The organism is Opitutaceae bacterium TAV5, from assembly GCA_000242935.3.
GTDB lineage: Bacteria > Verrucomicrobiota > Verrucomicrobiia > Opitutales > Opitutaceae > Geminisphaera.
In genome coordinates this window covers 7,009,471-7,033,141 of sequence record CP007053.1, presented here as the reverse complement: position 1 = coordinate 7,033,141, position 23,671 = coordinate 7,009,471, and the positions used below count along the sequence as shown (strand labels likewise).

Here is a 23,671-nt window from a genome sequence, read left to right as displayed (position 1 = left end):
CCATATCCGGGTGGATTGTATCGGGGGCGAACGCCGGGATTACGCAGGTGGGCAACGATGATATTCTCCCGGTGCAGGAAGGAAGAAATTGTCTCCAGTTTGTGATGACAGGAACCGATACGGGCGCCCGCTATATTCGCAATCAGAGCCTGATTCCGGTGGCGGTGGCGACAACGCCACCGGTACCGCGCCGCATCCATGTGAGCCTGGGCATCCGCTCGGAAGCTCTTGCCGCAGGCGATCTGGTCATCCGTGTCCTGGAGCAGACGGATGATGGCGTGTCCCACTGGGTGATGGACAGGGAAAATTTTCTCGAAGTGCCTGCGTCACGACAATGGGTACAATTCGAGAAAATTGCCTGGTTGCGGGACGACACGACGCGTTTGTTCGTTTACGTATACGTGATGGACGGCACCAACGCCAACGGCGTGGTCTGGCTGGATAACGTGTCTGTGACTGCCCTCGATGCGAATGACGATTATCTGGTAGAGGCGAGTTCAGGACAAACCGGGAATGTTTTCGAGGCCGATAACGGCATGATGACCGTCGAGCTTTATGATCCGCGAACCGCATCGATCAATGTGAGCGTTCTCGATCATGCGGGCAGCGCCGCTTCATCGACACAGGCCACCGTGACCGCTCTGACGAGCAAGAAACTGCAGGTCGGGTTTCTCGAGAAGGGACATTATACGGTTCAGGCCACCATTACCCCTGCCGGCGGAAGTCCGGTTGTAAAAACATGGACTGCGGCCATCATCGGGTCTCCCGTCGCCACAGTCTCTCCCTTTGGCGTTTTCAGCGTCAATTCCGATAACCCGCTGGCGGAGGCAGCCGGCTCCCGATGGAATCGTTACTTCATTCATTTCAGGAACGTGATCAGCTCGGGCACGACATTCAGATACACCGGTTCATCCAACAACGCCAGGAGTGAATGGTTGTCCGGCAGTTCCTCCTTCACCAATTCGATGCTCTATCTCCCGGAGTCCGTCGATCAGGAGTGGATCGCCTGCCTCGATGGCATCCCCGATGAATTGCTGCCGACGGGAAAGGATTCAACCAATCGAAAACAGTGGGAGTATTTCAACGACCGCGCGCAATTCAAGGCGATGCTCAAGTGGGTGCTGACGGATTTGCCTTCGTTCGTTCACTACGTCGAGACTGGCAACGAGCTCGAGTGGGGAAACTGGGGCGGTACCTGGGCCCAGCTTGGAGACTACATCAAGGCGATAAGGGAGGTGGTGGACGACGTGAATGCCGAGGATGTCGGACGGGATCTCAAGTTGATCGGGCCGGTTTTTGCCCATCTCTCGACTCCGGCGTATCCGGATCCTGATACGAGTCCGGATTCGAGCTATGGTTTCGCCAACAAATATCTCATGCTGGACGACCTGCTCCGTGTGCAAAACGTCGTCGCCAGTCTCGATGGTATTTCGATGCACGCTTACGGAAACGGTTCGGCGCCCGAAGACCAGTTTTTGACGAGACTCGATGGATTCAGGGATTATCTGGTGAGCATCGGAGCCGGTTCGCTGCCGGTGTATTTCACCGAGTTCGGCTGGCAGTCGGGGAATCCGGGCGACTGGCAGCCTGCGGTTTCGGAGACGGATCATGCCAACTATACAGCGCGTGCCTGGCTGCTGTTGTTGTCGCGGGCGGACGACTATCAGATCGAAGCAGCCCAGAGCTTTTGTCTTCGGCATCTCAGCGGTGGCGGACTGGACCATTATTCGTTCCTGAATCCGGACTTCACGCCTCGCCTGCCTTTCGCCAGCTATGCGCGCGCCGCGCGGGAGGTGGCCGCCTGCACCGGACAGAGGCGCTATCTGTACCTCGGCGCGGATCTGCGGGTATTCACGGCCACCGGATCGGGCAGGACCTTGTTGGCGCTCTGGACGAAGACCGGCGCGACCCGGGTGACAAATCTGCCGGATGCGGCGACTGCCGCCCGGGATTTGTATGGGCATCCGGTGGACATCGGGACATCAGGCAAGCAGGTTTCCGCCACGGGCGCTCCGGTGTTTGTCACCGTCACAGGAGAAGCTCTGGGCGCTTACGTGAACGGACCGTCGTACACCGTCACACGCGGCAGTACGGAGCCGGTGGAGTTTGCCGAGATGATCGCTCCTCCAGGTTTTTCTCTGTCAGGATCCGGGTTGTCGGTGCCCATCATGTTCGATACCGGCTCCTGCCGGATACTCGGGCGAGTGGGTGCTATCTGGAAACTGTATGCGATTACCGTGGATTAGGCGTTTGTCCATGTTGACCTGCTTGTGGAATACCGGATAAAAAATGCACGATTCCAACTGCACCGAATAACACCTCTCCATGCGCCTGTTATCATTCCCCTGTTCTGCTGTTCTTTCGCTCGTCAGCGCGTTGTTGCTGTCGGCCCCGGTTTGTCACGCAGCCGCTGATCCGGCTGCCTTCGCGCCGCGCGACCTGAAGGAGGTTTCGCCGCGCGACGGGCTGCCGCGCTTCTTCCGGAAACTCGAAGACGGCAAGGCCGTCCGGATCGGCTATCTCGGCGGCAGCATCACGGCGCAGAAAGGCTGGCGCGTGCAGAGTCGCGCGTGGCTGCAAAAGCAGTTTCCGAAAGCGCAGATCGAGGAAATCAACGCCGCCATCGGCGGCACCGGGTCGGACCTCGGCGTCTTTCGCGTGCAGAGCGATGTTCTCGACCGGAAACCCGACCTGCTCTTCGTGGAGTTTGCCGTCAACGACGCCGGCGCCTCGCCCGACCGCATCCGCAAGGCGATGGAGGGCATCGTGCGCAAGACGTGGCGGGCAGTGCCCGATTGCGACATCGCCTTTGTCTATACGATCACCAAAAACGACATGGCCGTGCTCAGGACCGGCAAGATGAAACGCTCCGAAAGCGTCATGGAAGACGTGGCCGATCACTACGGCATCCCGTCCATCCATCTCGGCGTGGAAGTCGTCCGGCTGGAAGCGGAGGGCAAGCTCGTCATGGCCTCGCCTGATGCCCGCGTGGAACGCCCCTCCGGTGACGAACTCGATGTGTCTTCCGGCATCCCGACCGATGCGGAAGGCCGCATCCTGTTTTCCAAAGATGGCGTGCATCCGTACCTCGACACCGGCCACGCGCTTTACACCCAGGCGATCATCCGTTCGATCCCGGCGATCCGCGCCGCAGGCGGGAAATCGTCGCAGTCGTCTGCGCGCACGTTGCCCGCTCCGCTGGTTGCCGACAACTGGGAGAACGCCCGCATGATTCCTTTCGGTGCCACGCCTGCCGCCATCGGCATCCGTATCGACGGACCGGCTACGTTGCTCGATCCTGCGACCGATGCACGCGCGCGCAGCTTTGCCTCGCGCCTGCCGGGCCTCTGGAAACTGGAGCCCGGAGCCACGCTGCGTTTCCGTTTTCGTGGCACCCGCGCGGCGGTCTACGACCTGCTCGGTCCCGATTGCGGTGCGCTGCGAGTCACGATTGACGGAAAAACGACCGGGCAACGCCGGTTCGACGGCTACTGCACCTATCATCGTCTCGGGACAACCGTCCTCGGCGACGGTTTGCCCGACGCGGAGCACACCGTCGAGGTGACGGTGCTGGCCGATGCCGTGGACAAGAAAAACGTGCTTTTCGAGCGCAACAGGGACGATTTCGACAAGTCGCCGGAAAAGTATGTCGGTTCCAACTGGTATGCCGGCGCCCTGTTCCTGCTCGGCGAGCCGGTCGGGTTGGAGTGAAGGTGGTTTTGATTTTACACTAAGATCGCGAAGGGCGCAAAGGACCGGGAGTTTCCCCTCCGCGCCCTTCGCGATCTTTGTGTAAAAATCCGGCGTCGGGAGGCACGCAACGGAAGTACGCGAAAGGAGAACGAGAGTGCGGTGTTATGCCAGCGACCACTCCACGATCTGGTTGCTGGTGAACTCGACTCCGCGCACGCGCAGCCGGAGCGGTTCGCGGTGCGGGTTGAGCGGGAGATCGGGCGCGGCGACGAGTTCCAGCCGGCCGCAAACTTCGTCAATCTCGTGACTGCGCAGGGTGATGCGGGTGGTTTCCATGAGCGGCAACCGCCAGCAGCGGGCGATCTCGGTCACCAGATCGGTCAGCGCATCGGGCGGAGCCAGTTCAGGGACCGGCCCGTCGCTGAAAAGAAACTCGCTTTGATGTGTGTTGGCGGATGTGGACCGGGGCATGTGAATATTTGAGGGAGGATCCGGAATTTTTTTGAACAGAAGTTAAGAAGATCACGAAGGTCCGGAGGAGGCTGGAAGGTCGTTGAGCGGATGTGACGGGTTCTTCTTTTGAAAAAGATGTGTCAGATGCGGGAGGTGCTTACGGGAACGGGAGTGCCTTCGTGATCTTCTTAACTTCTGTTCAGTTTCTGGCTACTCCCCTGAGATTTGAAGTTCGAAGTTTGAAATTTGTTTCCGGCGATGTGGCAACAAACCTTGTTACAGTCTGTTGCCGGCGCTTCCGCCCTGCCGGAGAAGCTGGCCGGCAAACGGGGTGAAACCGTTGACCGGGGGCGGGCGTCATGTAGATTTGTTGCAAATAAAACCCTCGGCCCCCTCCGCCTATGAAAACCATATTTTTTCTCTTTTCGGGTCTGGCTCTCGCCGGTGTTCTTCGGGCGCAGCAGGAAACGCTGGCGCTTCCGCCCGCCGAAGCGGCCGGCGCACCGGCCGCGACTGCGGCGATGCTCGATGACGAGGAACTGGACAAGCTGCTCGGCCCCGTCGCGCTTTATCCGGATCCGTTGTTGGCGCTGATATTGCCGGCGGCCACGGAGTCGTCGGATGTGGTGCTGGCGGCGCGCTGGCTCGCAGCCGGCGGCGATGTCGAAAAGATCGACGAGCAGCCTTGGGACGAAAGCGTGCGCGCCTTGGCCCGTTATCCGGAAGTGCTGAAATGGATGGATGAAAACCTGGCGTGGACGCAGCAACTCGGCGCGGCCTTTCTCGCCCAGCCTGCCGACGTGATGAAGGCCGTGCAGCGGCTGCGCGCCCGCGCGAAGGAAGCGGGCAACCTCACGGATACACCGGAGCAGAACGTTGTCGTGGAAAAAGAATACATCCGCATCGTGCCTGCGGAGCCGGAGGTCATCTACGTGCCGCGCTACGATCCGCTGGTCGTTTATTATCCGTCGACGGTGACTTATTATTACGGTCCGCCGGTGATCTTTGGCCCGCCCTACCGGAGCGGCGCCTGGTTGCGTTACGACTGCAACTGGCTGGGTTTTAACATCTGGATCGGTTCGTGGGGACCGGTGTATTACCGGCGGCCGGCATGGGGACACCGGCCGCCCCCGCCGCCTCCGCATTACGGCAGCGGCCATCGGCCGCCTCCCGCCCATGTCTGGCATCCGCGCCCGGGCCGCCGTCCGCCGCCTTCACGCTTTGATCGGGGAGGGGTGACGCGGCCTGAACCGATGCCCGGTGTCACCCCGGGCAGGCCGGACCGGCCGTCGACGCCGGGCGTGCGCCCGCGTCCCTCGAATCCGTCGCGGGATCGTCAGGACAGCTTGCAGCAGCAACCGCGGCCGCCGCAGCCGGGGCGCGGCGACGGTGTGAGTCCGCGGCCTCCGCGCCAGGATTCGGGAGAGCGACCGGGAAGGAATCGGGCGCCGGATCTGACCACGCCGCCGCAGCAGCAGCCGGGTTCGGCCTTGCAGCCGGGTTCCCCGCCGCCACGGGTGTCGCCGCGTCCCGGACGTTCAGGACCGCCGCCGGCGATGGGCGACATGCCGTCGGCACGCACGCGGATCCCGCCGCCGAGGGGGCCGGAGTATTCCGTCGATCCCGGGCGGCGCGGCGGCACGCGGCCGCCGGAGGCCGGCAATCGTGAAGAACGCCGGGTGCGTCCTCCGCCGGAGCGCATGCAGCCGCCGTCTTCCGGACAAAATTTCCGCTCCCCGCCGCCGCGCGTAGCGCCTCGCCCGGCGCCTCCTCCGCCGCCGGCGGTGCAGCCGGCTCAGCCAAGGCAGGCGAACGAAGGGCGTCCGCCACCGCCGCAGCGGCAACAGCAGCAGCGGCAGCGGTAGCGGTAGATCCGGTCGGGATGTTTCGAATGAGCCGTAGGGGCGTCGCTTGCGACGCCCGCGCCAGCAGGACGAAGCCTCCTGTCCCGTTCGAGGGCTTGCAGACCGTTCCGGTCTGGTCTTGCGCTTCGCTCCAGACCGCACCTTACAGGTGCGCCATTTGCTCCCTCGGCTGCCCAAAGGGCACCCGCCTCGGTCGGCCCTGCGGGCCATCGCCTGCGGCGATGCCTTCTCCGCACTGGCGTGCTCCGTCGCAAGCGAAGCCCCTGCATCGGCAAGCCGTTCCGTTTGTGAAAACGGAACGCATGAAGTATGCGGGCTAACCGACGCAGGACATCATGCCCGGGCGATCGTCCAGCGGGGAGCGCCGGCGTTGCAGGACCACGCCGCCGAGGGCGAGATGAGGTTTGGCCCAGCGCCAGGGGCCTTCCGGCTGGAGGACGCCTCCGTCGAGATCGAGCTCCTCGTTGTAGGTGCATCCGGTATCCGGAATACGGATGCGCAGGGGGGCATTTTCATGTTCGACGATCAGCGGCATGAGGCTGAACAGCATCTCGGTGCGTTGCGCGGAGACGCCGTGGATGCCTTGCAACTGCTGGAGCTGGCGGCGTCCGCCGTCCACTTCTTCGAAAAAAATCGCCCGGTCGCGCACGAGGACGCCAGGCATGGCGAGCGCGTGCAGTTCACCGGGACAGAGTTTCCACGGTTCGCTGGCGCGTTGCGGCTCGGTGGCGACAAAGCGGGCGATGAGGCCGTGGCGACCGGAAAAGACGAGTGGCTGCGGATCGTCGAGCACGATGGAGCCGTCGGGTTGCGGATGGAGAGCGCAGGATTTGAAACTCATGGGAAGTCAGGTTGAAATGGCGTTGATGGCGAGTGGCGTGGTGAAGGCGGAGGCGAGAGCCTGGGTTTCTGCTGCGGTGAGGGGGAAGCCGCGTTCGCGGGCAGTTGCGCGCACCCGGGCGGCAAGAGCGCGGGCGGCGGTAGCGGAGAGCGTTTCGCCTTTTTCGGCGAGGGTAGCCGCCACGGCGGCGGCGCCGGTGTGGGCGCCGAGCACGAAGGGAGGCCGGGAGCGGCCCACCCGTTGCGGAGAGAAAGCCTCGTAGCTGCGCGAGTCGCGCAGGAGGCCGGCGCAATGGATGCCTGACTCGTGGAGAAAGGCGGCGGCGCCGGTGACAGGTTTTTGCGGTGGAACCGGGCGACCGGAGGCGCGGGCGACGAGCGCGGAAAGCCCGGCGAGGTTTTTTGTTTCGATGCCGCAATCGACGCCTTCGGCGACGAGGAGCGCCATGACGACTTCCTCGAACGCAGCGTTGCCGGTGCGTTCGCCGAGTCCGTTGACCGTGACGCTGGCCGCAACGGCTCCGGCGGCGAGAGCGGCCAGGGTGTTGGCGGTGGCGAGGCCGAGGTCGTTGTGGGCGTGGATTTCGAGCGCGAGACCGGGAACGAGGCGATGAAGCCGGCCGACGAGCGCGGTGGTGCGGGCGGGGGAGAGCAGCCCGACGGTGTCGGCAAGGCGCAGGCGGGCGGCGGGCGTTTCGGCGACAGCGGCGGTGAATTCATCGAGAAACACCGGGTCGGCGCGCGAGGCATCCTGGGCCCCGACTGTCACCTGGTCAAAGTGCTCGCGGGCGGCGGCAGTGAGTTCGCGGAGCGCGGAAAACACCCAGTCCGGCGACTTTTTCCAGATGCGCAGGTGCAGTTCGGAAACGGGAAAGGAGAGGTGGACTCCGGTGACCCGGCAACGGGTGGCGAGGGCAAGATCGGCGGCGGAAGCGCGGCACCAGGTGATGAGACGCGGGCGGGGAGCGGAGCAGAAGGCGTCGGCGACGGCATTGATGTCGTCGATGACATCGGGGCCGGTCGCGGGAATGCCGACTTCAAGCTCGGGGACGCGGGCCTCGGCGAGGGCGCGGGCAATGGCGATCTTGTCGGCCCGGCCGAAGACAACGCCCGCCGCCTGCTCGCCGTCGCGGAGCGTGGTGTCGATGAGATGATGGCGGGCTGACATTTCGGAGCGGGGCGGAAAAGTTCGCTTCAGCCCGGACTGATGGCCAGTTCGGGGCACGCGGTTTCGCAGGTGCCGCAGTCGAGGCATTCATCCGCCTCGATACGATAAGGGGTGCCGGCCTTGATCGCGGAAGCCGGACACTCGGCGGCGCAACTGCCGCAGGCGATGCATTTGTCGGGTGATATTTTGTAGGCCATGGTCGTGGCGGGTGGCGGTGCAGTGGTGGTTGGTCAGGTCAGGAAAAGGTCGGTCGGGGGAAGGCGCGCGTCTGGCGGCGGTTTGGCGGAAAAGCCGCCGCTTCGCCGGTCAGTCCGCGATGAGGTAGTCCTCGGCGATCGTGTCTTCCTCGATGGCATCGAGAATGGCGTCGACGGCGTCATTGTTCGGGACGCGATAAAAATTGCCTTTCGGGTAATCGACCATGACGGGTCCCTTGACGCAGAAGTTCATGCAGCCGGTCACGGCGATTTCGACGCCGTCGAGCATGCGATCCTGCACCTCGCTTTGCAGATAGGACAGAAGACTCATGGAGTCTTTTTTGTGGCAAACGCCCTGGCGTTCGCCGTTGGCGCGGAAACTGCCGCACACGAACAGGTGATGGGTGGGTTTGGACATTGTAGTGGAGGAAAATGACGGGTTGCGATTTACGGCCGGATTGACGGGCGGAACGGATCAGGCTGCCTTGTCGCCGAGGAGGTCCTTGACGAGGTGATGATCGAGGTTGAAGAGGCCGCCGGCGCAGGTGGCGCGGCGGGTGCGTTCGAGGAGGCGGTCGGTCCAGGCTTCCTCCTCGACCTGTTCGGTGATGAATGCGTGAAGGAAGACCTGGGTGGCGTAGTCCCTCTCGGCGAGGGCGACTTCGTAGACGGCGTGGATGCAGCGGGTGTTCTCGCGTTCGTGATCGTAGAGAGCCTGCGCGACGGTGAGAAGATCGGGATAACTGGCGGGCGGGGCGGCGACGGGACCGATGGCGGGGATGACGCCGCGGTCGGTGAGGTGCTGATAGAATTTTTTCGCGTGCGATTCCTCCTCTTCGGCCTGGATGGCGAAAAACCGGGCGAAGCCGGCGTGCTGTTCGGCTTCGGCCCAGTACTTGAGGGCGAGAAAAAGGAGCGAGGTGTAGTGCTCGCGGTTGGCTTGTCGGGCGAGGGCGTCGATGAGGGCGGGTGACATAACGGGAAGGTGAAGTTGGAAATTTGAAGTTGGTAGTTTGAAGTTGGTGGCTGGCGGGCGGTGGCTGGAAGAAGGGGCGATGCGGATTGTCACTAAATTCCAATTACAAAATTCCAGCTACTCCCGGCACAGCCGGGTTTCATCCGCAGCCGGTGCCGGCTCCCTTGCAGCCGGAACTGCCGCAGCCGGTGAAGCGGCGGGTGAGCGAGGCAGGGAGCGGCTGGTCCTTGAAGACCGCGGCGAGGCCTTCCTCGATCATGCCTTCCATCTCGACGATGCGGACGCCACGTTCCTCCAGCGCGCGCCGGGGCTGCGGGCCGGCGGCGGAGACGAGGAGTGCGCGGCAATCATGGAGCAGGTCGGCAAACTCGCTCCAGCGGGCAGGGCCGGAGCCGGGCTCGGGCGTGCGGCGGACTTCGACGAACTTGCAGCCGGAGGGCATCGAATCGTCCTGCCGGAAAACAAGGACGCGGGCGGCCTCGCCGAGGTGCTGGTTGACGAGCATGCCTTCCTGCGAAGCGACTGCGATGTAGGGGCGGCGGGCAAGGTCCTTGACGGAGGGGCGGGCGAAGGCGGCGAGGGAAGTGAGGTTTTCCTGCGTCATCGGTTCGTTGATGAGGCCGACGGCGTCGGCGCGGCAGCGGGCGCAGTGGGTCATCTGCGGCACGTGACGGCCGGCGCGCAGGCGGGTGCCGGCGACGAGCGCGCCATCGGGCGGCGGGATGTTTTCGAACTCGGCTCCGGCGACGGGGAGGAAGGCCATGCAGTTCATGATGTCCACCTTCAGCGCGGCCATCTGGCGGGCGACATCCTCGATGTGCTGGTCGTTGATGCCGGGCATGATGATGGTGTTGATCTTGACGACGATGCCGGCCTCCTTGAGCCGCTGGATGGCGGAGAGCTGGCGGTCGAGCAGAAGCTGCGCGGCGGCGAGCCCGCGCATGGGGCGGTGGCCGTCGCGAATCCAGGCGTAGATTTTCGCGCCGATGACGGGATCGACGGCGTTGACGGTGAGGGTGACGTGGCTGACCTGGAGGGCGGCGAGGTTGTCGATGTGGGGGGCGAGGCCGAGGCCGTTGGTAGCCAGGCAGAGGATCATGTCGGGATGGCGGCGGCGGACGGCGGCGAGCGTGGCCATGGTCTCGACGGCGTTGGCGAACGGATCGCCGGGGCCGGCGATGCCGGTGACGGCGAGGTTGGGCACGCGCCTGAGCGTGGCGTCGAGGTAGTCGGCGGCCTGCGCGGGAGTGAGGACGGCGCTGGTGACGCCGGGCCGGCTCTCGTTCATGCAGTCGAACTTCCGGTTGCAGAAGTTGCACTGGAGGTTGCAGCGCGGGGCGACGGGCAGGTGGATGCGGCCGTGGGTGTGGTGCGAGGCCTTGTTGAAGCAGGGATGTTTGCTGAAATCGAGCGCCACGTCGGCGGGGGTGACGGTTTCGACGCAGGCGGTCCCGGTGGCATCGGCGGTGGCGGCGGTTTCGGTGATGTCGTGAATCATTGGATACAGTCGGGTTTGACGGTTGCGGTCACAGGTAGCTGTATCCGACCGGGGAGTCGGACTGTTTGCGGTCGAGGAGGGCGTTGACGATGCGGTCGTAGAGGGACTGTGCGCCGGCATAGCCGACGTGAAGGATGCGCTGGCCGCCGATGCGGTCGTGGACGGGGAAGCCGCAGCGGACGAGCGGGACATCGAGCCGGCGGGCCAGGCTGTAGCCCTTGCTGGAGCCGATGAGGAAATCGGGCCGGAGCGCGGCGGCCTCGTCGGCAATGTCGGCGAAGTCGGCTCCTTCGCGGATCACGGTGCGTTCGTCGAGCTCGGGCGCGGCGGCGCGCAGGGCGGCGGCGAGGTGCCCGCTGCGTCCGCCGGAGGCGCAGAGCACGGGGACGACGCCGATCTCGGCGAGGAGTGCGGCGAGGCCGACCACGAGATCTTCTTCTCCGTAAACGACGGCGCGTTTCTCGAAAACGTATTTGTGGCCATCCACCCAGCTGTCGATGAGACGGCCGCGTTCGCGGGTGAGTTCGGACGGAGGCAGGCAGCCGGCGAGAGCGGCGAGGTGGTCGACGAGGCGATCGGTCTCGCGCAGACCGATCGGGAGGCCGAGCCGGTAGGGAAGCACGCCATGGCGGCGGGCGAGGACAGTGGCGGCGGTGTCGGTGGCGCAGGCGAGGACGCGACCGGATTCGATCGAGGCGCGGGCGCGGGCGAGGGCGCGGATGGCGGCGACGGGCGTGCCGCCGGAGGGGAGTTTTTCGTAGTCGGACCAGGAAGGGCCGTCGAGAGTGTCGCTGTAATCGGGGAGGAGCGTGACGGGGAGGTTGAAGGCGGCGGCGAGGCGCTTGAGTTCGCGCAGGTCGGCGGGAGAGACCATGCCGGGGAAGAGGGCGATATGATCCGACGGAGCGGCGGCTTTTTCTGCCAAACCGCCGCCGGCCGGGCCGGCAGTCCCGCTGGATCGGAAGGCGCGCTGCCGCGCGTCCGGCGGCGGGGACGCCGCCGCTCCGGGGCAGAGGGTCTCGACGAGAGCGCGGATGGTGGAATGGAAACCGTCGGCGTGGGTGCCGCGGTAGCTGGCGCAGGAGACGGGAACGATGGGCGGCACCGGAGCGCCGTCCACGCCATCGGCATGCGTGTCGTGAAAATCGCGGAGGTGGCCGGGAAGGTCTTCGCCGATGGTTTCGCTGAGGCAGGTGGTAGCGAGGCCGACAAGCGCGGGCCGGTACTGGCGGAGGACGTTCTCGAGGCCGATGCGGATGTTGAGGCCGCCGCCGAAGACGGCGCTGGTTTCGGAAAAATTGGACGCGGCGATGTCCATCGGCTCGCGGAAGTGGCTGATGACGTAGCGGCGGATGTAGGTGGCGCAGCCCTGCGAACCGTGAAGGAAGGGAATCGCGCCCTCGACGCCGCGGAAGGCGAGGCAGGCGCCGAGCGGCGTGCAGAGCTTGCAGGCGTTGGTGGTGGCATTGGGCCACGGTTCGGCCCCGGTGTCGCTGACGCGGGCAAAGGATTCGACGGGAGCGATCATGCGGGCGCGCCTCCGGCGCGGGGAGTTGGCAATTGGAAATTGGCAGTTGGCAGGGAGCAGGCGGCGCGGCGGGGAGTGTATTGCCAGACCGGTGACATGACGCTGGCATACACCTCGCGGGCAAAGTTGAGCATGCCGACGTAGCCGGCGAGGGCCTCCTTGCGCTCGTGGTTGTGATCGCAGAAACCGATGCCGAGTTTGTAGGCGATGGGGCGCTCCTTCACGCCGCCGATGAAGAGATCGACGTCTTTCTCGAGGCAGAATTTGGCGAGTTCGAGCGGGTTGGAGTCGTCGACAATGACGGTGCCGGGGTCGCACATCTGGCGGAGCAATTCGTAATCGTCCTTGTCGCCGGTCTGGGTGCCGACAAGGGCGGTGGTCATGCCGAGGGTGCGCAGGGCGCGCACGAGCGAAAAGGCCTTGAAGGCCCCGCCGACATAGATGGCGGCTTTCCTGCCGACGAGTTTTTCGCGGTAGCGGCGAAGCTCGGGCATGAGTTTTTCCAGCTCCTCGCGGACAACCTGGCGGGCGCGTTCGAGGAGCGCGGGGTCTTCGGCGGAGAAGTGCCGGGCAACGTCGTAGAGGGCGGCGGACATGTCCTCGATGCCGAAGAAGGAGACGCGTTTGAAGGGGATGCCGTGGTCTTTCTCGAGCATCTTCGCGAGCGAGGTCATGGAGCCGGAGCACTGCACGAGGTTGAGCTTCGCGCCGTGACAGCGGCGGATGGTGTCCACGCGGCCGTCGCCGGTGAGGGTGGCGACGATATGGACGCCCATGCGCTCGAAGTAGTCGCGGATCACCCAGGTCTCGCCGGCGATGTTGAAATCGCCGAGGAGGTTGATGCTGGCAGGCGGGATGCCGGCGGTGTCGCCGGTGCCGACGAGGCGGTAAACGGCGTCGCAGGCGGCGCGGTAGCCGGTTTTTTTGGTGCCCTTGAAGCCTTCGGACGCAACGGGGATGACGGGGATGGCGGTGTCGCGGGCGACCTCGCGGCAGACGGCTTCCACGTCGTCGCCGATGACGCCGACGATGCAGGTGGAGTACACAAAGGCGGCTTTGGGCTGGTGGCGGGCGATGAGTTCGCGGAGGGCGGCGCCGAGCTTTTTTTCGCCGCCGTAAATGACATCCATCTCCTGCAGATCGGTGGAGAAGCTGTTGCGGAAGAGCTGCGATCCGCTGCTCTGCGCGCCGCGGATATCCCAGGTGTAGGCGGCGCAGCCGATGGGGCCGTGGACGAGATGGAGGGCGTCGGCGATGGGGTAGAGGACGACGCGGGAGCCGCAGAAAGCGCAGGCGCGCTGGGTGACGGAGCCGGCGAGGCTGGAACGATCGCAGGCGAGGGAAGCGGTGGCGCGGGCGGAGGGATCGGCGGAAGGCGCGCCGGCGACGGTGATCGAGGCCGCGCGGCCGGGAAGGATGCGGATGGACTGTGCGGCGGCGGATGCGGGCGGCATCGCGCGGGCGTCGTCGCGGGCGGCGGCGGGTGGTGTCGGTTCGACGGGCGGCGGATTGTCGGCGATCTGGACCATTGGCTGCCGTTGCCCATAGCGGGAGCGGTGCCATGCGGTTCCGGGCCAGTGTCTGGTGCTGTGTTAATCGTTGGTTTCCGGTTTGATAAAAATGGAGGAATTTTGAGGGGACCTCCGGCGTGACGGAGATGGCCGGGAAGAAAACTACCGCCGGGTCGGCTGGCGATGGGGGTTCCTACGGAAATGTAGGACCGTGGCAGCCGTGCCGGGAGGATGCTACGCGCAGAGAATCGCAATGCCCCAGTCGCCCAGCGGCAGGTCGAGTGTCTTCCATCCAGGTTCGTCGGGAGGGGTGTTATCAAATGCGAGAGTGCGATCCGAAATCAGCTCTTTGGGCCTGGGCGCGCTGAAAAAATCCTCCCGGATGGTCAGACGGGCGGAGGTCATGCCGGGCGGGGAAAATATGCAGGCGATCCGATGCGTTCCGGAGCGTCCGGTTTTCACGAACCAGCGGGCGTCGCTGTCGGTTGGTGCGGCGGTGGTGGCGGAGGCGCAGGCAGCGGACGTAGCGGCGGAGGGAGAGGGGAGGCGGATGGGTTGATCGAATGCGCCGATGCAACGCATTACAAAATGCTCAAACGCGGGTGAGCGGGTTTCCATGTAGGCGTCGCCCAAAAATGTGCCGGCGTGAATGACACGGCCCGGATGCAGGTGACGATGGCGAGGGTTGTTGTCGTGGGCCGAGATCGGGATGTGTGCCTCGCCAACAAGGACGCCCTCCGGATGCGTTGCCCAGGGTTTGAGGCCGTCGGTGAAGGGAAAATTTTGCCAGGGAGTAAGCCATTGGCGGGCGAGGAGCGTTGCGCCGTCGAAAAGGATGGATTGCCGTTCCGGATCCAGTGTCCGGCGTCCGGCTTCGTGGCTGTTGGCGGGGAACAGGCCGAGGTTTTGAAAAAAGCGGTTGGCGGGTTCGCGGTAAATGCCTTCCGGGGTAAAGGCGCAGCATTCGGATTCGCAAACGAGAGTGCCGCCGCGACGCACAAAAGTGGCGAGTGCGTTTTCGAGTTCCTTGCCGGCGACAATCACGCGCGGAAGGAATAGCGTGCGCAGCGGACTGGTGGACGCGGGGGGAGCGGTGAGCGCATCGAGGTGATTTTCCTCGATCACGGTGTAGGGGATGGAGAGGTTGACGAGGGCGTGGCAGTAGCCTTCGAGGGCTTTGCGTGGAGTGGCGGCGTTGCCTTCGAGCGACCAGTGCAGATAGTAGCTCGACGGGCTGAAGAGAACACCGACAGAGGGCGTGTCGGGTTCGTAGCCGGAGAGGAGTTCGCGATGCTGCGCAAGGATGCCGGCCGTGTGTTTCATGGCGGCGAGGCGCGCGGGGGCGTGGCCGTCATTGCCCGTGAGGCCAAAGCCGGCGGACTCGCGTCCAAACACTTCGTCGCGCCAGCACCAGAACAGCACTTTGTCGGCCCCGCTGGCGAAGCCGCGCCAGATCCAGCGTTGTTGCGAGGCGGCATCCACGGCCGCGGTGGGCTGGAAGCCGAGCGAACCGCGCCCGCCCTGGACTTCGCTGAGCCAGAGTTTTTTGCGTCGTGATTGTGATACAGCGGGCGGGACGCCCGCGCCACTTGTCGCAGCCGAGCGGACGAATTCCACACGGGTGGTGAACGTGGTGTCATCCATGCCGAAGAGTTTCGGAAAGCTGGAGCAGCCGACGCCGTCGAGTTCGTCGGCGAAAACCCAGTCGTTGCCGCGGTCGAGGGCGTAGGCTTCGGCCCAGCCGGAGGAGACGGGAGACGGGTCGCCGGCGTGGACGGTCACAGGGTGGTTGGGATCGAGCGATTTTATGAGGTCGTAGCGGCGTTTGCCATGGCGGTTGGCCTTCCAGGTGATGAAGCGCTGCCAGGCCATCATCTCGGTGAAGGGGCGCCAGTGGGTTTTGCCGGGCACGACTTCGTTCCAGTTTCCATAGCGTCGCTGCCAGGCGCGGTTGAGGCCGTGGAGGCCGCCGTATCGGGAATCCAGCCACGCCCGGAATTCGCGCAGGCAGTGCGGACAGAAACAGACAAGGCCGTCGGATTGCTCGTGCCAGCGCAGTTCGTTCCATGCATCCCAGCCGGCGAGATGGGGGGCGGAGCGGTAGCGCAGGACGGTTTCACGGAGGAACGCGGACATGCGTTCCCATACGGCGGTGTTTTCGGTGCAGCCGCCGGGGGTGAGGCCGAAGTTGGATTCTTCGCGCAGGGAGGAGATGACGCGGTGGCCGCGGTGGTCGATCATCTCGCTGCCGGGGACGATATCGTGAATCCAGTGGGGCTGAAGCTCGGCGATGGTGCTGAGGATAACGTCAAGGCCGGCGTCCGCCGCGAGCTCCACGAGCCGGTCGTAGTCATCAAAATTGAATACGTCCGGCCTGCTCTCCGCCCAGGCCCAGGTGACCCACAGTTGCAGCGTGTCGAGGCCGGAATCACGGATGCGCCGTAGATCGTCGGCCCAGTGTTTTTGTATCGGGAAGGGCGGGCGGTAGTATTGGACACCGAGGTTCATATGGCTGTCAGGGATCAGGGCAGGATGCGGAGAGTCGTGTTTCCGCCTTCGTCAATGACCTGCTTTTCCAGTGTCGCCGTGGAGGGAAAGGTGTTTTGTTCTACAAGCACATCCGTGTTGTGGGCGATGCGAATGGCGGGGCCGCTGTTCGCAGCGGGGAGGAAATGGTTGCCGTGTATGCGAGCGATGCCGGTGTTGCGGAGGGAGAGGGCGGCGTAGTGCCATTGGGCGAAGGTGTTGCCGGTGATCTCCAGCGTGCCGTGCAGGCCGGGCGTGGTGACGGGCGAACCCAGGCGGTTGGCCTTGATGAGGAGGAGCGGGGTTTTCTGGCTGATGACGTTGTGCTCGAAGGCGGAGTGTTCGAACCGGTTGTTTTGGATACGGAGGTTTTCGGCATACAGGCCTTCGGGCCAGCCGGGTTCGTTCATCACGGCGAGGGCAGCGTTGCTGGTTCCCGAATAGGTGCAGCCTTCGATGAGGCCGCTGGTCTTGGCGATGGTGCCGTGACGGCGGAGGTTGAGGAATTTTGAGTTTCTGATGACAAACTCCTGGCCGGGGCTTTTGCGGTAGATTTGGGTGGCGTCTTTCCCGGCGCCGGTGCGGACAGGAGGGGGCGGAGAGTCGAGGGTTAATTGTTTTTTGGATACGTTGACGGCGGTGATGACGGCGTGATGGGTGATCAGGCCAGTGAGGGGATCGAAGAACTCGACCGTGTCGCCGGGAAGAAAGACGCCGCGCGGCAGGACCTGGAGGGTGAGTTCGCCGGAGGGAGAGACGGCGGTGGCCTTGAAGGGCTTGCGGTAGATATTGGCTCCGTCATCGCCGAGTCCTTCGAAATGACAGTCTTCAATGAGGGGGCCGCTGCGCGGATTCTGGACGTGGATGCCGTCGGCATTGCCGCCTTTCCAGCGTCCGGGTTTGATGAGGGCTTTGCAGGCGAGGATTTTGAGGCCGGAGGTGTTGGCGCTGACGTAGTGGCCGGCGGTGGCGGCGTAACTGGTGATGCCCTGGAAGGTGACGTTTTGGCTGCTTGAGACCATGAAGAGGTCTCCGCCGCCTTGCCGGCTGAGTTGAGCCCATTTGTCGCCGACGTGGAGGTTTTTCAGTTCGCCGGGCCCGGTGGGGGGGCGCATGTGGATTCTGAACAGACCATTGGGGAGGGGTTCGACGCGTTTCGCGAAACAGGCGTTGTGGCAGCCATCGCGCAGGCGTCCGGGGACGTCGGGGTCGAGCGGATATCCGTAGGTTTGCTGTTCGGTGAAATGAGGCGCGTCGGGCAATGGATGGGGCGCGGCAATCTCGATGTCGATGGCCCGCAGGTCCAGGTGAATGGCCCGGATGTGACCGGCGGTGAAGGGAAGGGGATCGTAGTCGATCACGAGGTCACGGATGTGGATGTTCTCGCATTCGGACAGGGACAATAATCCGTGGCGCGGGTCGGTGATGATGAATTCGGCACCGTTGCCATTGATGGTGAGGTTGCTGGCGTGGGTGAGGCGGAATATGCGCCATCCCTGTGCGCCGGCCCTGGGGGCGAGCAGGTGGCGGCCAGGGTCAAAGCGGAGTTCGCAAGGTTGTCCGGTGGTGCGGATGTGCTCCTGCACGGCGTCCAGTGCGCCTTGGATCGATTCCGTGGAGGATGTCGCTTGTCCGGGGACAACTCCATAATCACGGGCAAAGAATACGTGCGGCGCGGCGATCCCGCCGGCCGACAGGCTGACGGCGAAGAGCAGGGAAAGGAGCGTGAGAGACGTATGAGTGGATGCAGGCATTATCTGGATACAAAATACCGAAGGGAAAAAAGAGGTTGGCCGGCCAGAGCGGAGCGCGCGGAGGGACGGAAGCGGCGGCGTGAACGGGCCGGAAGGGAATCAGAATGGCTTGGGGAAGAGTGGCTCGTAGGGGAGATCAAACACGCCAGATTTGTTGGCGAGCAGGTCGGTTTCTTTCCAGTGCGACACATGGCAGTCAACAAAGGCGACATAACCACCTTCACTGTGGCGGTTGACGCGCCTGCCGCTCCAGGCGTTGGTGGTTTTCCCGATGTCGGGCTGCGCACTGGTGTTGCCCGGATTGGCAGGCGCATCGGCGAGCAGGGAAACCCTGGCGGGGTTTTCAATGCGGTTGATGTTGGCCGAGGATCCGTTTGCCGAGGTGCCGTAATTTGCCACCGCCTTGGAGAGCGCAATGCCTCCATACCATCCCACCGGATCGACAATGGACGGGCAGCGGAACACGCCGGAAACGGCCGCGCCCCAGGCTCGGTCACGCCATTGGCACTCGGGGACGTAACCGCCATCCACCAGCAGATTGGTCCACCACTTGTTGTTGTTTGTATTGCCTTCGGACAGCCATGGAATCTGGCCCTTGTTGTCGTTGGCATAGAGGCGAATTGCCAGAGCGAGCTGGCGCTGGTTGCTCATGCATTGGGCGCCGCGCGCCTTTTGACGCACGGCGCCGACAACCGGGATGATGATCGCCGCGAGTATGCCGATGATGGCAATGACGGTCAGCAATTCGACGAGCGTGAAGCCTCGCCGCGATTGGCGCTGGCGGGCGAGAACGCGCACGGAAACAGAGAAGCCGGAGTAGGGGAACGAGGCTGTTTTCATGGGGATTGGTGCAGGGGGGAAATTCGTCAGTGACGGAGGAGTGTGATGCGGCGGCGCAGCATCACAAGGCCGATGGAACCGAGCCCGAAGAGCAAGGCAAAGGCGCCGGGTTCCGGGATGGCGCTGATGGTCGAGAGCGTGAGCTGATCCAGATAAAAAGTCTGGCCGCCGGAAACGTAGAGATTGGTGAAGGACGAAAAGCTGGTGTCGGAGACGGTGACGGTCGCGGCAACGCTGTCGCCGAGGTAGAGGGATAATGCCCCGCTGGAGTTCCAGGTCAGCCGGATGGCGCCGAAGACGGCGGAGGAGTCCGGTGCGGCTGACAATACAGCTATTCCTGAAGCGATATTGCTGCCGGAGATCAGGCTCCCTCCGCTTGAGCTGGCGGTCATGCTGGAGAGTTCGACTCCGTCGAGTTTGAGAAATCTGAGATTGCTGACCGCCGTTGTGCCCGGGTTGACCTGCCAGCGAAAACCATAACCGGAGATCTTGTTGTCCGTATCGGGGGCGCTGGTAACCACCGCATAAAAGAAACGTTCGCCAGCGGCCTGCGCGGCGATTTTGAGACTGAGTTCGAAGTCCTGGGCAAGGGGCGTGGGGGAAAATTGGGTCCAGATGCCGCGGTTGCCCAGCGCCAGCGCACTGCCGGCTCCTGCATCCAGGGATGTGATGGATGGGTTGGTGGTGGCGCCGTGCATGTTCGACCATGTGCTGGTGTCGAAGGAGGTGAACGACTCATTGATGAGGTCGCGGGCGGCGAGGCCCGCGGGAAGCATGGCTGAAAACCCCAGGGCGCAGGCGAGGAGGAACAGCGGGAGTGATGGCCGGGATGTCGGTTTCATGGGTTTTGTCAGTTTTTTTGAATACGGGGAACGGGTGGGAAAAAGAGAGCGCGTCCGGCGGGGCGGGCGTGTCTCCGATGCGGGAAAGTATGCCGGAGGCGAACGTTTTCGTCTTGGCTGAAAAGGATAAAAGATTTTGTTTTTCAGACATGATGCTTTCATCCTCCCGGTCAGAAACAGCCAAGGGACCGCCGTTCAAGGTGCAGATTCTCCATGATAGCTCCCTGGAGTATTTTCGGAATGTGACGCTGGGGGCGAGACACTATGCTTTTGATACCAAGAGGTTTGTGCTGGCCAACCGGTGGCTCGACCACGAAACCGCGTCCTGGCTGGAACTGGTTGTCCGGGATGCCATTGAGGGGGTTATCGTTGCGGCGCACAGGGAGGAGATGGTGCAGCAGTTCGCGGGGTTGAACGTGCCGGTCGTCAATGTGTCCAATGTCGTGCCACAGCCGGACCTGCCGCTGGTGACGCAGGATGATGTGGGCGTGGGGCGGCTGGCAGCGGAGCATTTGCTGGCGTGCGGGTGCCGGTGTTTCGGTTTCTGGAGTGAACAGGGTTCGCGATTTTCCGAGCAACGGCTGGAGGGCTTCCGCGAGGTGCTGGCGAAGCATGGCATGCAACGGGCGTTGCATGTGAACGGGCAGTTCGCAATGGAACCGGCGTCGGAGAGTTTTGCCCGCATGGTGGAGTGGCTGCCGTCGTTGCCGCGTCCCATCGGGGTGTTTTGCGTGCTGGACACGGCGGCGTTGTATTTGCAGCGGGCGGTGGCGTCGCTGGGCTGGCGGGTGCCGGATGATGTGGCGGTGCTGGGCGCGGGGGATGACGAGTTCTGGGTGAAGTTTGAAGACGTGCCGCTTTCCAGTGTGAAACTTCCGTCGTTTAAAATTGGATACGAAGCAGCGGAGCTGCTGGATGAGTTGATTGTAAACGGTCAGAAACAGCAGCGGCGGGCGAAGACGAATGGCGCGGGCAGGCAGGGGCGAGGAAGAGTGACGTCGCCACCGGTGCGGGTGCTGCCGGTGAGCGAGATCGCGGCGAGGCAGTCAACGGATACGTTGTTCGTGGCGGACGAGGCCGTGGCGCGGGCGGTGCGGCACATCCGCGCCAACGCGGCGCGCGAGCTCTATGTTGACGAGATCGTGCGGACGGCGGGCGTGGCGCGGACGGCCTTGCAACGGCGTTTCAAGGAGGTGCTGGGGCATTCGTTGATGGACGAATTGACACGAGCGCGGATCGTGCTGGCGCAGGGTTTTTTAGCCGGAAGCGATTTGCCGATGGAGGCGGTGGCGGAACGATGCGGGTTGCCGGGTTCGCACCGGTTGAGCGTGGTGTTCCGCGCAGAAACAGGAATGACGCCGACCGAATACCGGAGGAGGTTTCGCGTGGTGATGTGAGCGTATGCCGGAGGCGGGGAGAGAGGGGACGGCGGGAGCAGTTGCGGTGCATGGTAGGGTTATACCCCATATGCCGGGTGTGGGACCGGTCATACTATTGAACCCGGCGAATTTCGCGACTCACGGGGCTGGCAGTCGTGCATACACGGAAAACCTCCGGATGCACGCACAGATGCACCAAAGAAATCATGAACCAACCTGTCACCTCCTCTCCACGTTCTCCGGCGTCTTCTCTTGCTGTGACCGACCAGCCGTCCGGGTTCGACGGTCCCCGTCATGTCCTCACGCCGGCGATGAAAATCGCATTTCTGGGAACCTATCTTCCGCGAAAATGCGGGATCGCGACCTTCACGCACGACCTGCGCAACGCCGTGGCTGCGCAATGCGGCGAGCAGGCGTGCCCCGTGGTGGCAGTGAACGACGCTGTGGAAATCTGCGAGTATCCGCCCGAGGTGGTCTGCGAAATCGCCGAGCAGGATATTGCCAGCTACGAACGCGCCGCGGAATTTCTGAACCGCAGTGGCGTGGACGTTGTCTGCGTGCAGCACGAGTTCGGCATTTTTGGCGGGAATGCGGGCAGCCATCTGCTGGTCTTGCTGCGCGCGCTGAAAATGCCGGTCGTCACCACGCTGCACACGATCCTGCGCGATCCCGACCCCGCGCAGCGCCGGGTGATGGAGGCGCTGATCAAGGCGTCCGATCGTCTCGTGGTCATGACCGAACGCGGCCGCATGTTCTTGCGCGAAATCTACGGAGCGCCGGCCGACAAGATCGACCTCATCCCCCACGGCATCCACGACGTGCCCTTCGAGGAGCCCGACCGCTACAAGCGGCTTTTCGCCGTGGACGGCCGGCTGGTGCTGCTCACCTTCGGCCTCCTGTCGCCGAACAAGGGCATCGAAAACGTGCTCAACGCGCTGCCGGCGATCATCGCGGAGTTTCCGCAGGTCGTGTACCTCGTCCTCGGCGCCACGCATCCGAATCTGCTCCGCGAACAGGGCGAAGCCTACCGCATCGGCCTGGAGCGGCTGGCCCGGAAAAACGGCGTCGACCAGCACGTCATATTTTTCAACCGGTTCGCCGATCTGCCCGAGCTCAAGGACTTCATCGGCGCGGCGGATGTGTACCTGACGCCCTACCTGAACGAGCAGCAGATCGTCTCCGGCACGCTGGCCTACGCGTTTGGCGCGGGCAAGGCGGTGGTCTCCACCCCGTACTGGCACGCGGCCGAGCTCCTCGCCGAGGAACGCGGCGTGCTCGTGCCGTTCGCCGACAGCGAGGCCATCGCCCGCGAAGTGCGCGCCCTGTTGCGCGACGAACCCCGCCGGCTGGCCATGCGCCAGCGCGCCTTCCGGCTCGGCCGCGAGATGGTCTGGAGCCGCACGGCCGGTCACTATCGGGAAAGCTTTTCCCGCGCCCGCGCGCAGCAGGTGGAACAGCGTCGCAAGTCGCTTCTTGTCCGCCCGCCAGCCCGGGAACTCATGCGCCTGCCGGGATTCAAGCCCGATCACGTGCTGCGCATGAGCGACTCGACCGGCATGCTGCAACACGCGCTGTATTCGGTTCCCAACTTCGCCCACGGCTACTGTACCGACGACAACGCCCGCGCCCTCCTCCTCACGCTTCTCCGGGAAAGTCCCGGCGAAACCTTCCCGGAGCTGGACACGCTCGCCACCAGCTACATGGCGTTTCTCGCGCATGCGTTCCATCCCGGGACCGGACGGTTTCGCAACTTCATGGGCTACGACCGCCGTTGGCTCGAGGAAGAGGGATCGGAGGATTCGCACGGCCGCGCGGTCTGGGCGCTCGGCGTGTGCGTCGGGCAATCCCGCGACCGCGGACGGTGGCACCTGGCGAGCCAGCTTTTCACCGCGGCGCTGCCCGCCGTCACCGGCCTGGTCCATCCGCGCACATGGGCCTTTGCGCTGCTCGGCATCGACGCCTACCTGCGTCGCTGGCCGCGCGACGGACGCGCCAGCGACATCCGGGCCGTGCTCACGGAGCGGTTGATGAAGCGGTTCGCCGAACACACCCGCGACGACTGGCACTGGCTGGCGGACGACGCCACGTACGACAACGCCCGGCTGCCTCACGCGCTGATGGTCAGCGGCCGCGCCATGCATCAGCCGGCCCTGGTGGAAAGAGGTCTGTGCGCGCTGCGCTGGCTCGTGCGGATGCAGACCTCGGCCAGCGGCTGTTTCCAGCCGATCGGGTCCGACGGATTTTTCCACCGCGACGGCAAGCGGGCCTTTTTTGACCAGCAGCCGATCGAGGTCCAGGCGACCGTGTCGGCCTGCCTCGAAGCGTATCGCCTGACATGGGAGAGCCACTGGCTCGAGCGCGCGCACATCGTGTTCGAGTGGTTTCTCGGTCGCAACGACCTCGGCCTGATGCTCTACGACGCGAAGACCGGCGGTTGCTGCGATGCGCTTCACGTCGACCGCGTGAACGAAAACCAGGGCGCGGAATCGACGCTCGCCTTCCATCTCGCGCTCGCCGAGCTGCAACTCCTGCACAACGAACTGGCCGACGTCCGTCAGCAGCCGCCGGCGGCCGCCGCCCTGCGATGAAAGCTCACGTACC

General features: G+C 64.2%; 18 protein-coding genes. 5 read left to right on the top strand and 13 right to left on the bottom strand.

Annotation, left to right across the window (positions count from 1 at the left end):
* Positions 1-104: 104 nt before the first annotated feature.
* The gene (locus OPIT5_29725; GenBank protein AHF94905.1) at positions 105-2,246 is read left to right on the top strand and encodes a hypothetical protein; all 2,142 of its coding nucleotides are present in this window, start codon (positions 105-107) and stop codon (positions 2,244-2,246) included.
* Between the two features lie 79 nt (positions 2,247-2,325).
* On the top strand, positions 2,326-3,711 hold the full coding sequence (locus tag OPIT5_29720; GenBank protein AHF93743.1) for an acyl-CoA thioesterase: 1,386 nt from the start codon (positions 2,326-2,328) through the stop codon (positions 3,709-3,711).
* Positions 3,712-3,855: 144 nt separating this feature from the next.
* Here OPIT5_29720 and OPIT5_29715 read toward each other — a convergent pair whose 3' ends face one another.
* A complete protein-coding gene (locus OPIT5_29715) occupies positions 3,856-4,164 on the bottom strand; it encodes a hypothetical protein (GenBank protein ID AHF93742.1) in 309 nt (102 codons plus the stop codon).
* Positions 4,165-4,547: 383 nt separating this feature from the next.
* Here OPIT5_29715 and OPIT5_29710 point away from each other — a divergent pair, with 383 nt between their 5' ends.
* A complete protein-coding gene (locus OPIT5_29710; GenBank protein ID AHF93741.1) occupies positions 4,548-6,011 on the top strand; it encodes a hypothetical protein in 1,464 nt (487 codons plus the stop codon).
* Between the two features lie 316 nt (positions 6,012-6,327).
* Here the strand turns inward: OPIT5_29710 and OPIT5_29705 are convergent, their stop codons facing one another.
* The 12 genes from OPIT5_29705 to OPIT5_29650 all read right to left on the bottom strand — a co-directional run bounded on the left by OPIT5_29705 (position 6,328) and on the right by OPIT5_29650 (position 19,691).
* Positions 6,328-6,852: a hypothetical protein gene (locus OPIT5_29705; protein ID AHF93740.1), complete on the bottom strand. Its 525-nt coding sequence runs from the start codon at positions 6,850-6,852 to the stop codon at positions 6,328-6,330.
* Between the two features lie 6 nt (positions 6,853-6,858).
* Positions 6,859-8,019: a (R)-citramalate synthase gene (locus OPIT5_29700; GenBank protein ID AHF93739.1), complete on the bottom strand. Its 1,161-nt coding sequence runs from the start codon at positions 8,017-8,019 to the stop codon at positions 6,859-6,861.
* A gap of 26 nt (positions 8,020-8,045) precedes the next feature.
* Positions 8,046-8,216 (bottom strand): 4Fe-4S ferredoxin, encoded by a 171-nt coding sequence (locus OPIT5_29695; protein AHF93738.1) that lies wholly within the window; start codon positions 8,214-8,216, stop codon positions 8,046-8,048.
* Positions 8,217-8,325: 109 nt separating this feature from the next.
* A complete protein-coding gene (locus OPIT5_29690) occupies positions 8,326-8,634 on the bottom strand; it encodes a ferredoxin (protein ID AHF93737.1) in 309 nt (102 codons plus the stop codon).
* A 57-nt stretch (positions 8,635-8,691) separates the two neighbouring features.
* Complete coding sequence (locus OPIT5_29685) at positions 8,692-9,192, bottom strand: ferritin (protein ID AHF93736.1); 501 nt, start codon at positions 9,190-9,192, stop codon at positions 8,692-8,694.
* Between the two features lie 139 nt (positions 9,193-9,331).
* The gene (locus OPIT5_29680) at positions 9,332-10,609 is read right to left on the bottom strand and encodes a nitrogenase cofactor biosynthesis protein NifB (protein ID AHF93735.1); all 1,278 of its coding nucleotides are present in this window, start codon (positions 10,607-10,609) and stop codon (positions 9,332-9,334) included.
* Positions 10,610-10,718: 109 nt separating this feature from the next.
* Positions 10,719-12,218: a nitrogenase gene (locus OPIT5_29675; protein ID AHF93734.1), complete on the bottom strand. Its 1,500-nt coding sequence runs from the start codon at positions 12,216-12,218 to the stop codon at positions 10,719-10,721.
* On the bottom strand, positions 12,215-13,747 hold the full coding sequence (locus tag OPIT5_29670) for a nitrogenase iron-molybdenum cofactor biosynthesis protein NifE (protein ID AHF93733.1): 1,533 nt from the start codon (positions 13,745-13,747) through the stop codon (positions 12,215-12,217). The genes OPIT5_29675 and OPIT5_29670 overlap by 4 nt, the downstream gene beginning before the upstream one ends.
* A 216-nt stretch (positions 13,748-13,963) precedes the next feature.
* Positions 13,964-16,237 carry a beta-galactosidase gene (locus tag OPIT5_29665; GenBank protein AHF93732.1) on the bottom strand — a complete coding sequence of 758 codons (2,274 nt, stop codon included), beginning with the start codon at positions 16,235-16,237 and terminating at the stop codon, positions 13,964-13,966.
* A 14-nt stretch (positions 16,238-16,251) separates the two neighbouring features.
* Entirely contained in the window at positions 16,252-18,009 is a 1,758-nt protein-coding gene (locus OPIT5_29660) for a hypothetical protein (protein AHF93731.1), read from the bottom strand.
* A gap of 99 nt (positions 18,010-18,108) precedes the next feature.
* The gene (locus OPIT5_29655; GenBank protein ID AHF93730.1) at positions 18,109-18,849 is read right to left on the bottom strand and encodes an N-terminal cleavage protein; all 741 of its coding nucleotides are present in this window, start codon (positions 18,847-18,849) and stop codon (positions 18,109-18,111) included.
* Between the two features lie 26 nt (positions 18,850-18,875).
* Entirely contained in the window at positions 18,876-19,691 is an 816-nt protein-coding gene (locus OPIT5_29650) for an anchor protein (GenBank protein ID AHF93729.1), read from the bottom strand.
* Positions 19,692-19,840: 149 nt separating this feature from the next.
* Here OPIT5_29650 and OPIT5_29645 point away from each other — a divergent pair, with 149 nt between their 5' ends.
* Positions 19,841-21,088 carry an AraC family transcriptional regulator gene (locus OPIT5_29645; GenBank protein AHF93728.1) on the top strand — a complete coding sequence of 416 codons (1,248 nt, stop codon included), beginning with the start codon at positions 19,841-19,843 and terminating at the stop codon, positions 21,086-21,088.
* Positions 21,089-21,327: 239 nt separating this feature from the next.
* The gene (locus OPIT5_29640) at positions 21,328-23,658 is read left to right on the top strand and encodes a glycosyl transferase family 1 (protein ID AHF93727.1); all 2,331 of its coding nucleotides are present in this window, start codon (positions 21,328-21,330) and stop codon (positions 23,656-23,658) included.
* The last annotated feature ends 13 nt before the right edge of the window (positions 23,659-23,671 follow it).